Raw genomic sequence first — 16,417 nt, 5'->3', positions numbered from 1 at the left:
TTGATTGAGATTGACCGTCAAGCTATAAAGACGCCCATTCGTCTCGGGATCACACCGCCTCCATGGAAAAGCCGCGCAGCACCAGCGACAGCAACGGTAAACAGAAAGTCCGCTCGGCCGAGGTCGGCACCGACATCCTCAAGGCCCTGGCGCAACTGTCACCGTCGACTTCTTTGTCACGTCTGGCCGAACACGTGCAGATGCCGGCGAGCAAGGTTCACCGCTATTTGCAGGCGCTGATTGCCAGTGGCTTTGCCGAGCAGAACAGTGCCACTAATCATTACGGCCTGGGCCGGGAAGCGTTGCGCGTGGGTCTGGCCGCTCTGGCCAGTATGGACGTGCTGAAAGTCGCCGCCCTGCCTCTGGCGGAGTTGCGCGACGAGCTGAACGAAACCTGTTTCCTCGCGGTATGGGGTAACCAGGGCGCGACCGTGGTGCATATCGAGCCGGCCGTGCGGGCGGTGACAGTGGTCACTCAATTGGGGTCGGTATTGCCATTACTCAGTTCATCGACCGGATTGGTGTTCAGCGCATTCCTGCCTGACCGTGAAACCGTCGAATTGCGCGAACAGGAGTTGAAGGCGAGCGATAACCATCTGCTGGCCGATGACCAGGTTTATGCGCAGCTGTGCGAGCAGATTCGCGAACGCGGACTGCATCATGTCCATGGCTTGCTGATGCCAGGCGTGGACGCCTTGTCGGCACCGGTGTTCAACGCAGTCGGGAACGTGGCCGCGGTGCTCACCGTGGTTGGCCCGACTTCGTTATTTCATGCCGATGAACATGGCCCGGCGGCGCAACGCTTGTTGGCGGCGACCCAGGCGATTAGCTGGAGAATGGGCTATGAGCGCTGACCGGACGGCGCAATAGAATCGTCCAGTGCAGCGTCCACGATTATTAATTCAGTACTGCCGGAATATAAGATCGTCAATTCGGGTAATGTATATTTTTTTCAGAATGAAGCCCCAGCTTTGCAGGACGCTCCTCCAACAGTACACGTACTGCATGCGCAATATGGCCTTTGCCAAGCTCGATAATACGCTGATCACTTCTGTAATAATAACGATCACTCATAACAACTCCTTTTAGCGTTCATGCGCCCGGACTCCATGTCCGAACTGCTATACATAAACACCTTTCCATTAACACAGAATCTCGAATAACGAGACATGGCCACAGGCCAACAAATATTTCATTCCTCCCTGAAAGAACGAACTACCCCACCGCCGAGGATGTTGAGTTTATCTACATTCATCTCGAGAATATTGACACGATACTGCGGATCGAAGGTCCATGGAGCAGAATAAATACCCGCAAATTCGCTATTAAACGCAGGCAATTCGTTGTCTTGTACTTTTTCCATGATCGCCCAACTGAGCGTCTGGGAGTAGCCGACCACTTGTTCCTTCAGGTCATTGATCACTACCGCGTTAAGGTAGGTCTTATCGGGGTCCAGATCGTATTTTAGATCGGTGAAGAGGGTACGTAGCTTGGCGCTGACTTCGTGTAAAAGTGTTTGGTAGGACATAACAAGACTCTAAATATGAAGTTGATTTTAACGACCAAACAATAAATAAAACTCAATTCTCCTTGGCCGCCCTTCGACTATAGCGCCCGACCAAACAGAGCGCACATTTAAACCTGTATGCATTCGTAAAATTTAATGTCAGCAATATAGTGAACATTCAAGACAATACGCCTGACGCTCATCACTTCATCATCCCCAACACCTTGGCTTTGGCAACTGCCTGAGTCCTGCGTTCCACGCCAAGCTTACTGTGAATCCTGCGAGCATGAGTTTTTACTGTATGTAACGAGATAAATAGTTGCTCGGCAATTTGCTGATTGGAATGACCGACAGCAATCAGTTTGAGCACTTCCAGCTCGCGCTGACTCAGAGGGTTGTCGTTGATCCCTGAAAACTGCTGCTCCTGGATTCTCCCCCCATAACCCAAGTCACACATTAAATTCGGTTGGCGCAAATTCAACTCGTGTAGCGCCTGCTGCAGATTGCAACGGCTCACCAAGGCCAGGCCGGTTTCCAGAGACTTTCTGGCCAGGACCGCATCCCCGCAAAGCCATGCGACCTCGGCCAGCGCCAACTGCAGTTCAGCCTCAAGGCCCAGCATTCCTTGACGCTGTGCAGCCTCGAGCAAGACACCAAACCGAACTGCAGGCTCTTTCGCTTGCTGTAGATATACCTCAGCCAACACCAGCAAATATTCAAGACGCGGAATCAACTCCAGGGTCGCCGGAGGCGCCTGACGCGCATGCGGCCCGCGGTAATGCCGCAGTACCCGACTCAAGGCTTCATGGGCCAGTTCCGGACGACCTTGCTGCAACCAGAAGTGACTGCTGACTTGCAGCAGTACGCCACGGTAAACCGTGTCCGGGATATGCCGCTGTTGCATCAGCCGCTCGGCATCGCGCAAGCGCACAAAGGCCTGGGCATAGTCACGTTGATTACCCGCCAACAGCGCCTGGCCGAGAAAGCCATACAAGGCTAGCTTGTCCTGGCTGTGCACACACTCTAGCAGCCCCGATTGAAAGTACTGCGCGGCTTGCTCACCCTGCCCCTGGCGTAACGCCAGGCGTCCACGACGCAAGGCAATCCTCCCCAGCAATGGCGAGGGGCGGTTGACTTGCTCGCCGAGCAACTCATAGACAGTGCCCAACAGACTGTCCGCCCTCTGAAGAGCTCCACGCTGCTCCAGCAGTTGCGCGTGATCCAGTTCCAGCAAGCTCTCGAGTAACAACGAACCTTGTGCGCGCGCCAGGCACAACGCTTCGCGATTGGTCGCCTGCGCTACATCCAGCTCTCCGTTGAGCAACGCTTGCTGGGTCAACCCGGACAAGCACAGCAGTCGTGCAGTCCATGCGGACGCGGGGAGCTCGGTCAGGGCGTCGAGAAAGTGCGTCCGGGCACACTCCTGTCTACCCTGCAGGTGCAACAACCATCCCTGTTGAGCCTGCCAACGCGCGACCAACTGCCGCTGCAAGGTGGCAGACGGCTGTGGAGCGAACCGCGCCATCTGATCGATGCAGGCGGCGGCCTGTTCGAAGCGGCCGGCAAAAAGCAATGCCGCGGTAATCAGCCCGACCAGTTGCGGGGTACCGAGCATCAGTTCGTCACCTTGCTGCTCATGCAGACGCAACAGCAGCACCACGTTCTGCTGTTGGAACAGGTGCTCGAAGCTGAAGTGCTGGAGCAAGCTGACCGCCACTTCATACTCCTGGGCCAGCAACGCCTGCTCGAAGGCGGCCTGCCAGTCCTCCTGAGTGACAAACCACTGGCAGGCGCGACGGTGCCAGGAACGCCCGCCGGGCCACTCTTCGGCGCGTATGCGCCGCGCCAACGGTGCAAAGACCTGCAGCCAATCCGCCGAAGCATCCCAGGCTTCTATGAAGCAGCCCGACTCATGCAACGAACGCAGCCATTGGGCGCCCTCCCCTGCGCCAAACAGATGCTCGCACAAGCTCGCATTGAAACGCGGCAGATGGGCCAGCACCCGCCAGGCCTCTGCCAGTTCCGGCGACAAACCGCTGAACAGTTCATGCTCCAGATAATCGAGCAGAGTCCCTGAACGGGTGAATTTTCCGCCCGCAGTGTCCATCAGGGCGATCCGCACCCCGACACACCAGCCGCCGGTGAGCTGGAAAATCCGCCCGGCATTATGTGCGCCAGGGTTGTACGGAGATGCCTGCTGCAGCTGTTCGATTTCAGCCTGATCGAAGGCCAGGTCCGCTGCGTTGCACTCGTACAACTCATCATCCAGCAGCAGGCGCGGCCAGTTGCATTGCGCACGCCTGCGGCCGCTCAGCCACCAGGTCAATGCCGGACTGCTGACGGCCAGCAGCCGATCGAGCAGCAGGTCCAGTTCCGCAGCTGGCACGCGGCAATAGTCGTCGAGAAACAACCAGGTCGGGGTCCGCAATCGACTCAGATAATTGAGCAGGGAAGCCTCATCGGCCGCCACCAGACCCAGCACCTGAGCCAGCAGCTCGCAGAATTGCGCGCTCGTTTGCCGCTGTCCCGCCAACGGCAACCAACCGACCTTGCACTGCGACGGGACCTGCAACAGGCATTCGCCGAGCAATACGCTTTTGCCGCTGCCGGCTGGCGCGCAGAGCAACTTGACCCTGGCCGACGAAGCCAGCAAAGCATTACTCAAGCGGGGACGGTACACGTGCAGGGAGGGCAAGCGAGGCAGAAATCCAGGAGGATCCAGACGTGCGGTCATGGCGGTCATTGCGGCATGCCTTTTCTTGATTTTATCCGGCCACCCTAGCCCTCTTGCCCGAGCGGATTGAACAAGTATTCAGTGCGTTGATTGGCCCCCATAAAAAAGGCGACCCGTGGGTCGCCATGGACTCAGTCCCTGTAACTGCCAGAGCGTTTCAGGACGCGATCGTAGCCGCACTCTCGAAATGTCCTCGGTCCAGCGCCGTGACCGCATAGGTCACCTCGCCATTGCGCTGCACCGGGTCGGTCCAGACATGCAGGCATTCGTCTCGCCTGACGGTTGCCACCAATCGATCCGCTCGCCCGGTATCCACCGGCTCCCCTGCAGGGAACTTGTAGAGGGCGTAATAACAGGTCTTGCCCGGTGGATTGGCGGTACTCTCATGCCATTTGACCTGTGTGCCGGCCAGCGTTCCGATCTGTTGAACGCAGGCCGGAGGAACTGGCGGGGAGCCTCCCTTCCAAGGCATGGTCGGCACCAGGGCCACAGACCTCCACACCCCTTCACGGATCCTGGCAATGGCAGGCAGAACCGCTGGCTCACGCAAGAACAGGTGACGAAACAGCACGCTACCCTGGATCTGCGGGATATCGATATTCCACGCCAGTTGTTTATTGATTTGCGAGACGCCATTGTCCTGCGTCCATTGTGGCTCGCTTTGACTTGGCACAGCCACTTTGTAAAGCGCCTCGCCAATGTACAAATGCACGTTTTTCCCCTGCACGGTATCGGCCCACCAGCGGGTCACGATATCGAACTGTGCCGCTTTCAAAGCAAAGCTCCAATAAACTTGCGGGGCGATGTAATCGATCAATTCTTCATGGACCCAGCGGCGTGTATCGGCAAATCCCGCATCAAAATTTGGAATACCGGCAGAGGTATCGGAACCTTGCGGATCATCACTTTTATTACGCCATACCCCGGCTGGGCTGATACCAAATTTGATAGCGGAATCGAACTGTCGCAACGACTGAGACAATTCACTGATCAACTGCAAAGTATTGTTACGACGCCAATCCGCCTTACTGGAAAAGCTCTGCCCATGCAGGGTAAATGTGGCGTCATCGTTGAGTTTCGAGCTGGATGACTCATAGTAGAAATAGTCATCGAACTGGATACCATCGACAGCGTAATTGCGCGCCACTTCCATTACGCCTTCGATGATCCAGGCTCGTGCTTCGGGAATTCCAGGGTCGAGCACAAAGCGATCCGAGGCCACACCGATCCATTGCGGATGGGCGACGTAGACACTGGCGGGCGCCCCTGGCAAGACGGCAGTCAACTGCTCGATGGTGCTTTGCCGGGTGTTCATCGAAACCCGGTAGGGGTTGAACCAGGCATGCAGTTCGAGGTTTCGCCGGTGGGCTTCGTCGATCACGAACTGCAGCGGATCGAAGCCCGGGTCCTTGCCAAGCGTTCCGGTCAGGTACGACGACCAGGGCATAATGGCGGAACGATAGAAGACATCCGAACAGGGCTTGACCTGAAAGAACACCGCGTTCATCCGCAGGTCGACTGCCTCGTCCAGCATGGCGATCAGCTCACTCTTCTGAACCCTTACCCGTTCTGTCTCGTCAACGATTGTACGGGAAGTAGTAGAGGGCCAATCGAGATTAATGACCGTGGCGATCCAACTTCCGCGTAGATGACGTTTATGCTGTATTTGATTCTGAGCATCCATGTTCTGTTACTCCTGCGAACCTGTCGGCGCCTTATCCCACCGATAACGCGACATCAGGCGACAGATCCACTGCATACTCAGAGAGTAATTCAATCCTGGCGATACCGCCCGCTCAGACCTGTATAAAAGAATAAATGATATTTCAGAAAACAACTCTTCCAACAAAAAAAACGGGTGAACTTTCGACGTTACTCAATAACCAGAAAACAACTCACAAACACATAAGAAACTTCCCACCCACTACACAGTCCTATTCAAATTCAATTCAACTCAGTAAAAAAACCCTGTTCTTCGCTCGTGCCAATGGGTACGAGCGATGAACAGGGCCTGCATGGCGCGTGTAAGGTCTAGCGAACGCCCTCGCTGCGCAGCGCCGATGGCGTGTAATCCGCCGACTTGGCCGCGAAGCCGAATTCGAAGCTGTGCTTCTCTTCGTTCTTCATCCCGAGGGCGATGTAACGACCGGCAATAATGTCGTAAAGCGCTTCGAGCGTATAAGCCGGCACCTGGTGATCGTAGTAGAACTGCTGGTGCCCTTCGGCTACCCGCCAGAGCTGGCCACGACCGTCGTAGTGGTCCACCAGCGCCACCTGCCAGCTGTCCTCGTCGATAAACATATGACGCTTGGCGTAGATGTGCCGCTCGCCCGGCTTGACGGTACCGACCACTTCCCAGACCCGATGCAGCTCATAACGGGTCAGGTCCTGGTTGATGTGCCCGGCCTTGATGACGTCGTCGTACTTGAGGCTCGGCGAATCGAGCTTGTAGGCGTTGTACGGAATGTACATTTCCTTCTTGCCGATCAGCTTCCAGTCATAACGATCCGGCGCTCCGGAGAACATGTCGAAGTTGTCCGAGGTGCGCAGGCCGTCGGCGGCAGTGCCCGGCCCGTCGTAGGCCACTTGCGGCGCGCGACGCACCCGCCGTTGACCAGCGTTGTAGACCCAGGCCAGACGCGGTTCCTTGACCTGGTCGAGGGTCTCGTGAACCAGCAGCACGTTGCCCGCCAGGCGCGCCGGTGCCGTCACCGACTGCTTGAAATAGAGCAACACATTGGCGCCTTTTTCCGTGTCCATATCGGGAATTTTCCCAGGCACCGCGACTTCTTCTTCGAAGCGGATGGAGGTATAGCTGCCGTTGGTTTGCGGTGTCGCTTGGGTGATGATGCGCTTGAGATTGCCACCGCGATAACGGGTGACGTGGTTCCATAGCACTTCGACGCCGGCCTTCGGAATCGGGAAGGCGTAGTAACGGTTGCCCGTGAAGTTGACCAGACCGTTACCGTCGTTGATCGAGTTCACGTTGAGGGCGCTGCGCTTGGCCGCTTCGTAGACATCCGCCGGTAACGCGACGGTGCGGTGACTTGGATACACCGGAATCTTGTAGGTTTGCGGGTAGCGTTTGAACATCGCCAGCTGCCCGTCCGAGAGTTTGTCCTTGTACTTGTCAGCGGTGGCAGCGGTAATGGTGAACAGCGGTTTTTCACTGGCGAACGGGTCGGCCAGGAAGCCTTTGCTGTCCACTGCGCCGGCATTTTTCGGAATGCCGCCGGTCCACGCGGGAATCGAGCCGTCGGCGTTGCCGGCCTTCTCGGCCCCCACTGGCGTCAGTGTAGTGCCTAGCTTGGCGGCCTCTTCGGGCGAGACCGCGGCCATTACGTTGGCAGCCAACAGGCTCAAGGCCAGGGCACCGCATTGCAGAATCATTTTGCGCATCATGTTGTTGTCCTTCTCAGCCATATCAGAAGTTCACGCCGAAGCTCAAAGCGACGAAGTCACGGTCAGTCAGGGTGTTGTAGTCGCCACCGAAAAAGTCGGTGTAACTGAGGCTGGCGGTGTAGGTGTTGCGGTAGTCGGCGTCGACTCCGAGGCTGACTGCCTTGGCGCCTTCGTTGAACAGTCCGTTGGGACCGTAGCCATCAACGTCATGGGACCAGGACAGGTTGGGCTTGAGGTTGATCCCGGCAATCACGTTGTTGTAATCGAGGATCGCCCGGGCGCGATAACCCCAGGAGGTAGAGGTGACAAACCCCTGGGTATCGCCGCCAAAACCATACTGGCCATAGACCGAGTCGCGGCCATAACGCAACTCGCTCCTCGGCTCCAGACCACCGACGTGCACCACCGCTGCCTCCCCGACCAGGGTCAGGCGATCAGCACCCAGCACTTGATCGAAGAACTGCGTCATGGTGCTTTGGATCTGGGTGACTTCCTTACGCCGGTAACCGGTATTGTCGGCCCCCGCTGTAGTCTGGATCGGTGATGCGGCACCACCGGCAATCGGGTTGAGCAACGCCAGGGTCAAGTCGGTAGTGTTGAGTTGTACCGGAGCGTTGGGGCGATAGCTGATTTCCCCGGTCCAGGCAGTGCCGGTGGGCAAGGTGGTGGAGAAGCTGGCGCCATACAGTCGAATGTCTTCCGGGTATTCGAGGTAGTACTGACCGCGCCCGAGCATCACGCTTCGCGCCAGCCCCGAGCCACTGCCCGGCGCCAGTTGGTTGGCAATACTGACCATGCCCGGCAGGCTGGCCAGCGTCGACAGCCCGGCAGTGGTGGTACCGACCGTCGGCGTGCGGCTGTGATAGTTCATGAAGTACAGGCCGTACTCGGTGTCGTCACCCAACCAGCGCAACGCCGTGCCCCACTGCCCGGAGTCGCGGGCATCGCGGTCACCGCCGCGGGGCACGACAACGCCCTCGGAAGTGACATCGAAGCCTTGCCCGAATGCCGCCGCCAGCGGTTGCAACGGCGCGATGGCTGGACTGCCGACGGTATAGTTGGAGTCGCAACCGTCCTGAACCACATCGTTACCGAAAAAGGTCCCACAGTTGTCAACGACTGTCTGGTCCCACTCCAGCTGGTAGAAGCCTTCTACCGTCAGTTGGTCAGTCAGGCCTTGGGAAGCAAACAGCATGTTGACCGGAATCAGACCTTCCTTGATTTCCGCGCCAGGGCGACGGAAAGCGGAAACGTCGATCGGGTTGATGCTGTTGATCGAGTTGCCGATGAAGGTACTTTCGCCCCAACTGACCACCTGTTTACCGGCCCGCACCGTGCCGGGCAGATTGGCGATGGAATAATTGTGATAGACGAAGGCATCGAGAATCTGCGCGCCGGAAGACTTGGCGCCTTCTTTGCGGTTGTGGTTGCTGATGGGCTTGAATTCGCGATCTTCATCCTGAAGTTCGAAGTCATACCAATACTTACCGCGGACAAACACACCGGTGTCGCCATATTTGAGCTCGAGGTCGTGCAGGCCTTTGAAGATTTTCGAGAAGGTTTCGCCCTTCTTGAAATTCAAACGCCCATCGTCCCCGGTCGACGCCTGGCCTGTGCCGCCATTGGTAATGCCGACCAGTTCCTTATCAGCATCGCGCAGTCCCCAACTGGCGCCTACCGACAGCGATGAGTCGAACTGCCCCTCGATTTCCCCGATGTTGAATGAAACAGCCTGCGCCTGGGCACAGCAACCCAAGGCAACCGCAGCGGCCAGCGCCTGCGGCCTGAAGATGGCGCGCATTGTTGTTTTTGTCATGCGTCTTCCCCGGTGAGTGACAGAAGGCCTCACCCTACTGCCGCATGGGGGGAGCGATAAGCGCACCAAGGAGGTATTCGCGGTGTAGCTCTAAAGGATGACAGGCCATGCAGAGCGGGGCTTTGCGCGGTGCATCCATGGGCTGGATCGCGGGCTATCAGGGGAATGGATAGCGCGAGGCACAACAGGTTTCGTAGCAGCTGCCGACTGTTACCCAGGATGTAACAGTGCATGTCGCGAATCGCTATTTTTTCTTTGTGGATAAGCGCTTATTCTTGTCGGGATTTCACGGAAAACCACCGAAAAGCGCAACTATCAAAAGTGTGACCACGCCACTTGATGATTGACAGATTTCAGACCGATTGAAAAAACTTGTTTCAATTCGTCACCCCGATTTCACTGACGTTGATTTATAGCTCCTTGATCGAACGTCTTACCTTGGCCGCTGCGTATGCAGCGGCCTTTTTTATGGGCGGCACTCCGGCAAATGACGACTTTTCGCTTCCTACAAGAAGTTTTCGCAAGGTCTATAGAAAACATCTTTTTACTCCAACGATAATTCTGCTTTCATTCCTGACCTATCGAAACCTCGCTCAATATTGCGCGTAACGACTCACACTCCTCTCAGACCCATAACTTCCACTTTTAATGTAACTTTAAATCACACAGCGAAAGTCGCCCCTCATAAGTGACGATCGATACAAAGATATTATTTTTCAACCATAGCAGGCATTCAAAAGGATATGAATATGCAGAAGCCTCCACCATGGGAATTAACTGAAGCTGTCCATACTACAGCAATAGCTCCTCCGGGCATAAACCCCGCACCCGAAACTTCACCAAACTACCCTAACAGTGGCCATTTCGGCTTCCAGCCGGCAGTCGGAAAAATTTTCGCAAACTGCGGACCACCGTCAAGGCATTGGCAGAGGAATATCAAGCCCGATCCAACCAACTACCGCAAACCATTGAGAATGAACTGGCCGAAACAAGGCTGGAAGGCCCAACTGACCCGCTTCCGCCCGCCGAAGCGATCATTCGCGAATTGGGCGTGCGTAACAAACTTTTGCTTCGAAAGACCGCTGAGTTCCATAACAAAACAGCTATCGCCAATGGGTTTTATGGCTTCGACCCAATTAACAGGCCGTTGCAGGAGTTCTACCCAAAAGCCTTGACCATGGAGAAGCAGGTCAGCCCGAATGGTATCGCGATGCAGGCATGGGTCACGTCGTACAGCGCCGCCCATGACGCAAGATTGTTGTCTCAAACCATCCAGATGCTCAACCAGCAATCCGTCAATGTGGAGAACCTCCTCCGCGCTGTGCAGGCAGATGATCAGGCACGAATCGATGCAGAACAGGAAGCCCAGAGTGTCGCTGCTGAATTGGCACGCATCAACGTGCAAGCAGAGGCCCAGGCTCGAGAGCAAGCGCGGGTTGCAGCATTGGCAGAAGCTCAACGATTGGCCAACGAGCAGGCTGAGGTTGCTGCAAAAGCAGCCGCGCAGCACATCGCCGCCGAACAGGCTCATCTCGCGGCGCAAGCCGAAGTTCAAAGGCAAGCCGAACAGGTTCGCCGGGAAGCGGAACAGCAAGCAAAAAAACTGGCAGAGGAACATGCCCGCCAGCAAGTCATAACGTTTGCCAACGCGGGTTCATCGGCGGCATTTGGCCCGGTTTTTACCTCCGCCACAGGAGCGATCGCGACCAACCCGGCGACCTCCTTGGCGCTAAAAGCCGCTCTGCGCACTGCGGTGTCCACGGTTATTGCAAGTGCAGCCGCTTCGGCGGGTGCAATTTTAGGTGGATTCGCTGCGCTGCTCATTCCGTCAAAGTTAGGCAACAGCGATCTCTATTCCATTAGCGTCCCACTTTCGGAACTTGCGCCTGACCATGGTCGGGATTTCCACGCAATTGCCGCCGCTGGGGGAGAAATCGAGCTCCCTGTGCGTATCGGTTTCAGGTCGACAGGGGTAGGAACAGAGGTCTTCGTTTCGACAGCCGACGGAGTGAACCTACCGTCAACCGTTCCGTTGAGGATGGCGATCTACGATACACAGGGCAATGTTTATCGTGTGACGCCGTCCAACTCGTCAACCAGCACTCTGACCTGGACACCCGCGGTGACACCAGGTAACAGTTCTACCCAATTGCCAGTTGCACAGCCTGACCTTCCCGTTCATCCCGGTGCTACGGTTGTACCGGTGGAGGGGCGCATAGATATATTTCCTGTCTTGGAGACTGGCTGGGAAAGCTTCATCACGGTGTTCCCGGATGATTCCGGCATACCGCCTCTCTATGTGGTGTTCAGCAGCCCATACGACGGCGCCACTGCCACGGGGGAGCACAGTGGCCGCGATTTTAATCCAGAGCAGGCGGGGGGGCCGATTCAGGATCTGGAATGGAGTTCTGCCATAATCTCTCAAGGAGGATTGGATTTGGTAAAACTTCATACTGGTCGACTTGCAGCCTCTGACGCCAACAACGTGATGATCGAACGACTGGAAAAAATCCTGAAGGGAGAACTCGATCTCACTGACATTGACAAACGTTACTACACTCATGAAATCAGAGAGCTGGATAGATTTAGAGCTTTAGGTTACAGCGACACAGACACGCCACAACAAGACTCCCCTACATGGAACAATGCTCACACTGCAACTCTCGAAGATTACAAAGTTAAAGACGATAACTCACTACTTTACACGGAAAAAGCATTAGCCGCAGCAGACGAACAGGACAGAAAATTTTTTCAAAGTCTTCTGAAGGAGATGCAGCAATGAACACTATTGAACAAATCGTTAAAAATGAGTCACTAGAGGATATTGTGTCTGTCTTCGCACTAGCCAAAGCACCTCCACACTTAGATATGATGATCAGACGCTACAATCGTGGAGCAATCCAGCACGGAGAACTTCAAAAAGTCTATGCACAACTTTTCGAAGAAGGCGTACTGGCCAACGGTGAAAAAGGACTGGCAACCAAAGGCCCTAACTGGAAAGAGCCAAAATTCGTGACAGAAAAAAGATACGTCTGACTGTTAATTTTTACCAAGCCACTGCAGACCAGCGGCTTGGTAGCAGCGCCCTACAGAATATCGCTTAAAAACCGACAACCATTAAAGAAATCACCTACAGAACAAACACCCCTCACTCGTGCAAGTGGCTACTAACCTGAAGAAAGATACACATCAATGCATATCAACCAACCTGACATGCACTCCATCCGCATTTGCCACGAGTATTTGTATGAAACCCATCAACTACACCAGCTACCGCTCCGTTAACGGTTTTAACAGCCGAGTTCGTTTCCTGGTCATGCATTACACCGCCGCAAACTTCTCTGCTTCAAAAAACGCCCTGACCGGCCCCAATGTCAGTGCTCATTATCTGGTGCCCGATATCACTGACCCGAGTTACCTGCAGGCAGGATTCAGTGAACAGGAGATTTTCAATCTGGTGGATGAGAGTGATCGCGCCTGGCATGCGGGCGTCAGTGCGTGGGGCAATCGAAGCAATTTGAACGACACGTCAATCGGCATTGAGATCGTCAACCTGGCAACCGATAACAATGGCCAGTTCACTTTCCCGCCTTATCAGCCACAACAGATAGCGGCGGTTGAACAGTTGGCGTTGAATATTCTGAAACGCTATCCGGATATCAGCCCGGTCAACGTCGTGGGCCATTCGGATATTGCTGCCGGCAGGAAGAGTGATCCGGGGCCGATGTTTCCCTGGCATCAACTGTATTTGAAAGGTATCGGCGCCTGGTTTGACGAAGACAGTCGAAATACTTTCCTGAGGGACTATTCCCTCAAGGGACTGCCCTCTCGGGAGGACATACTCGCCAGGTTCAAGAAGTACGGGTATGACATTTCCGCCGCGACCACTGCGGCGGGTTTTCAGCGGTTGGTTCGGGCCTTCCAGCTACACTTCCGTCCGGCAAACCATGACGGTGTGCTGGACGCTGAAACCGCTGCAAACCTTGCGGCGCTGGTTCACAAATATTTCCCGGCATGAGAAATGCCAAGGCTCCTGCGGGAGCCTGGGCAGCCTTCGACGGTACTGAGTTAAAGCCTGGGTTCAGAGCGAGTGCTTCTGCAGGTTCGCCATCATTTCCTTCAACGCCTCAATGTTGTCGTTTGGATGCGCGGCGCCTTCGAAGTCGCAGATCTGTTGCCATTGGGCCGCCACGTCTTCAGGCGAGAACCCGGTGCGAGGATCGAACCCGGCGCCGAGGCTGCGTTCCCAGCGGACTTTGCCCATCCAGCCGCCGCCCACTTCAAACAGTCCGGAGGTTTCCTGGCAGTTTTCGCTGGCCAGGTACACCACCAGCGGGCTGACCAGCTCCGGTTTGAGCTGGTCGAAGACTTGCGGCGGGATCAGGCCTTCGGTCATGCGCGTACCGCCGGTGGGGGCGATGGCATTGACCAGGATGTTGTTCTTGCGGCCTTCGATGGCCAGGGTGCGGGTCAGGCCATAGAGACCCAGTTTGGCCATGCCGTAGTTGGACTGGCCGAAGTTGCCGTAGATGCCCGAGGTCGACGCGGTGAAGATGACCCGGCCATAATTTTGCTCGCGCATATGCGGCCAGGCGGCGCGGGTGACTTTGTAGGCGCCTTCGACATGTACCCGGTAAACCAGGTCCCAATCGCTGTCGTCCATTTTGTGGAAGGTTTTGTCCCGCAGTATCCCCGCGTTGTTGACCACCACATCAACGCGACCGAAGGCGTCCAGGGCGTTCTGAACGATCTTGTCGCCATCGGTCACCGAGTTGTGGTTAGCCTGCGCGGTGCCGCCGGCCTCACGGATCTCTGCCACCACACGGTCTGCCGCTGAAGCGTTGGCACCTTCGCCCTGAGCCGAGCCGCCAAGATCATTGACCAGCACTTTGGCGCCGTGTCTGGCGAACAATAGCGCGTGAGCCCGTCCCAGACCGCCGCCTGCACCGGTGACGATCACGACTTTATCTTCGAAGCGCACAGACTCATTCATACAGAACTCCAGCAGGGCCAATGGACAATGCATTGAGTGTCAGCCACAGCTTGGCGGGTCACAATAAACACGGCACGAGCTGAATGGTGCGCGATAAGGCAGGGCGATGATCCCTCGCCACAGCCTCTTCAGGAGCAGGCCCTTTTCCGAGGTTTGGAGACCAGCAGGTCGCGAAAATCCAGATAGTGTTTGAGTACCTGGCCTGGGGCTTCGGTTTGTGGGTAATGGCCGATTTCCGCCAGTAATACGGTGTCCGGATTGGGGATCAATTGCCGATAACGCTCGACCATGTGCCTGCCGGAAATCGGATCGACTTCGCCATCGATGACCCGCAGGGGCACCTCGCCGCGCTGCATGGCGATGACCCAGCGCTCGCGCTGTACGCGACGCTCCGGGATATAGCCGATCAGTTTGTGCAGGATCCGTGGCCCGTGATTACTTTTGATCAGGCTCCAGAAGTCATCCACTACACTTTCACTGGGCCGGGTCTGAGGGCCGAAGATCTGACTGAAGCTCCTGACCAGCCCTTCACGACTGAACGCGCGGCCGATCATCCAGCCCAATGGGCTGAGCAAGAGTTTTTGCATCAGCACCGGACGATGGGTTTCCGGAAACAACCCACCGTTGAGAAACACGCAGCTGGCGATTTGGATGCTGGCTTCGTAATGCCGGGCGAGCAGTTCCTGGGCAACGCTATCGCCGTAATCATGAGCCAGCACATGCACCGGCTGATCGATGGACAAATGCTTGAGCAGCGCCTGCTGCAAATCCGCCTGCTCCAGCAGGCTGTAGTGGTGATCCAGCGGTTTGGCCGAGTCGCCGAAACCGAGCATGTCGCAGGCGATGACCCGATAGCGCTGGGTCAGAGGCTGCCAGAGATAATGCCAATCCCAACTGGCGGTCGGGAAACCGTGAATCAGCAACAGCGGTTCACCCTGCCCCGCCACCCAGTAGCGAATGACCTGGCCGCGAAACAGAAAGTTCTGCCCGCGTTTGCGCCAGGCGCACAGAGGAATCTCGGCGAGTGGCATTAGAGTCTGTACCCCGGGTCTTGTTTGTCGAGTTTGCGCAGCAGCGCCGGCCAGGCCAGCGTGCCGCCCATGCCTTGGGCGCTTTTGGTGACCCCGGCGATCATCGCCTTGGCCCCTGCGAGAATCTGCGGTTCGATGACGATCAGTTCCGCCGCTCCGCTCTGCGCCAGCACCTGGATTTCGCAGGCACGCTGGAAGGTAAACATCATCAGGAAGGTATCGGCGATGGTGCCGCCACAGGTCAACAGACCGTGGTTGTGCAGCATCAGGAAATTGTTCTCGCCCAGATCGGCTTGCAACCGGGCCTTCTCTTCATGGTTCAGCGCGACGCCCTCATAGGCGTGACAGGCCAGGCTTGAGAGCACAAACAGCGATTGCTGGCTGATCGGCAATATGCCCTGCTTCTGCGCGGAAACCGCGACGCCGGCGGCGGTGTGGGTATGCAGGACACAGACCACATCGTGTCGCACTTCGTGTACAGCGCTATGGATGGTGTAACCCGCAGGATTGATCTCGTAGGGGCTATCCATCAGCTTGTTGCCGGCCTGATCGACCTTCACCAGGCTGGAAGCGGTGATTTCGTGAAACATCAAACCAAAGGGATTGATCAGAAAATCTTCAGTGCCCGGAACCTTGGCCGAAATATGCGTGAACACCAGATCGTCCCAACCATGCATTGCCACCAGCCGATAGCACGCGGCCAAATCTACCCGGGCCTGCCACTCGGCGGCACTGACCTGGTCTTTCACATTCGGTGTCGATTGGACGGGGACTACGCTCACGGCAAGGACCTCGGCAGACGTTGGTTTTTTATTATTTTTTGTTAATGTCCGTCCAGTCTAGCCAGCCTCTCGAGTTGGGGTAGTTGCATTGGCAGCCAGCTTACTGGCCGTGCGAGTCAGACCTGAGCCTGGTATCAATCGGTTCAACTCGG

At 56.3% G+C, this 16,417-nt stretch carries 13 protein-coding genes; 4 read left to right on the top strand and 9 right to left on the bottom strand.

Going from position 1 to position 16,417, the window contains the following annotated elements:
- Window positions 1-62: 62 nt before the first annotated feature.
- Entirely contained in the window at window positions 63-854 is a 792-nt protein-coding gene (locus tag AC3IUA_RS05415) for an IclR family transcriptional regulator (RefSeq protein ID WP_489359478.1), read from the top strand.
- A 73-nt stretch (window positions 855-927) separates the two neighbouring features.
- Here AC3IUA_RS05415 and AC3IUA_RS05410 read toward each other — a convergent pair whose 3' ends face one another.
- The 6 genes from AC3IUA_RS05410 to AC3IUA_RS05385 all read right to left on the bottom strand — a co-directional run bounded on the left by AC3IUA_RS05410 (window position 928) and on the right by AC3IUA_RS05385 (window position 9,459).
- Window positions 928-1,074: a hypothetical protein gene (locus tag AC3IUA_RS05410; RefSeq protein WP_489359476.1), complete on the bottom strand. Its 147-nt coding sequence runs from the start codon at window positions 1,072-1,074 to the stop codon at window positions 928-930.
- A 118-nt stretch (window positions 1,075-1,192) separates the two neighbouring features.
- Window positions 1,193-1,528: a hypothetical protein gene (locus AC3IUA_RS05405; protein WP_489359475.1), complete on the bottom strand. Its 336-nt coding sequence runs from the start codon at window positions 1,526-1,528 to the stop codon at window positions 1,193-1,195.
- A 181-nt stretch (window positions 1,529-1,709) separates the two neighbouring features.
- A complete protein-coding gene (locus AC3IUA_RS05400; protein WP_489359474.1) occupies window positions 1,710-4,250 on the bottom strand; it encodes a LuxR C-terminal-related transcriptional regulator in 2,541 nt (846 codons plus the stop codon).
- A gap of 148 nt (window positions 4,251-4,398) precedes the next feature.
- Window positions 4,399-5,925, bottom strand: coding sequence for a glycoside hydrolase family 10-like protein (locus AC3IUA_RS05395; RefSeq protein ID WP_489359473.1), 1,527 nt, complete (start codon window positions 5,923-5,925; stop codon window positions 4,399-4,401).
- A 347-nt stretch (window positions 5,926-6,272) separates the two neighbouring features.
- Window positions 6,273-7,640: a DUF1329 domain-containing protein gene (locus AC3IUA_RS05390; protein ID WP_489362246.1), complete on the bottom strand. Its 1,368-nt coding sequence runs from the start codon at window positions 7,638-7,640 to the stop codon at window positions 6,273-6,275.
- 25 nt (window positions 7,641-7,665) lie between these two features.
- The gene (locus AC3IUA_RS05385) at window positions 7,666-9,459 is read right to left on the bottom strand and encodes a DUF1302 domain-containing protein (protein WP_489359472.1); all 1,794 of its coding nucleotides are present in this window, start codon (window positions 9,457-9,459) and stop codon (window positions 7,666-7,668) included.
- 922 nt (window positions 9,460-10,381) lie between these two features.
- Here AC3IUA_RS05385 and AC3IUA_RS05380 point away from each other — a divergent pair.
- From AC3IUA_RS05380 to AC3IUA_RS05370, 3 genes are all read left to right on the top strand, one after another.
- Window positions 10,382-12,241: an S-type pyocin domain-containing protein gene (locus AC3IUA_RS05380; protein WP_489359470.1), complete on the top strand. Its 1,860-nt coding sequence runs from the start codon at window positions 10,382-10,384 to the stop codon at window positions 12,239-12,241.
- Window positions 12,238-12,495: a hypothetical protein gene (locus tag AC3IUA_RS05375; RefSeq protein WP_489359469.1), complete on the top strand. Its 258-nt coding sequence runs from the start codon at window positions 12,238-12,240 to the stop codon at window positions 12,493-12,495. Before AC3IUA_RS05380 ends, AC3IUA_RS05375 begins: the two co-directional genes overlap by 4 nt.
- Window positions 12,496-12,706: 211 nt before the next feature.
- The gene (locus tag AC3IUA_RS05370) at window positions 12,707-13,477 is read left to right on the top strand and encodes an N-acetylmuramoyl-L-alanine amidase (RefSeq protein ID WP_489359468.1); all 771 of its coding nucleotides are present in this window, start codon (window positions 12,707-12,709) and stop codon (window positions 13,475-13,477) included.
- A gap of 63 nt (window positions 13,478-13,540) precedes the next feature.
- On the opposite strand, the gene AC3IUA_RS05365 is transcribed toward AC3IUA_RS05370, so the two are convergent.
- The 3 genes from AC3IUA_RS05365 to AC3IUA_RS05355 all read right to left on the bottom strand — a co-directional run bounded on the left by AC3IUA_RS05365 (window position 13,541) and on the right by AC3IUA_RS05355 (window position 16,265).
- On the bottom strand, window positions 13,541-14,452 hold the full coding sequence (locus tag AC3IUA_RS05365; RefSeq protein ID WP_489359467.1) for an SDR family oxidoreductase: 912 nt from the start codon (window positions 14,450-14,452) through the stop codon (window positions 13,541-13,543).
- Between the two features lie 128 nt (window positions 14,453-14,580).
- Window positions 14,581-15,483 carry an alpha/beta fold hydrolase gene (locus AC3IUA_RS05360; protein ID WP_489359466.1) on the bottom strand — a complete coding sequence of 301 codons (903 nt, stop codon included), beginning with the start codon at window positions 15,481-15,483 and terminating at the stop codon, window positions 14,581-14,583.
- On the bottom strand, window positions 15,483-16,265 hold the full coding sequence (locus AC3IUA_RS05355) for a class II aldolase/adducin family protein (RefSeq protein WP_489359465.1): 783 nt from the start codon (window positions 16,263-16,265) through the stop codon (window positions 15,483-15,485). Before AC3IUA_RS05355 ends, AC3IUA_RS05360 begins: the two co-directional genes overlap by 1 nt.
- Window positions 16,266-16,417 lie beyond the last annotated feature (152 nt).

Source organism: Pseudomonas sp. KH_050, from assembly GCF_057838875.1.
This window is presented reverse-complemented; position numbering and strand designations above follow the sequence as displayed.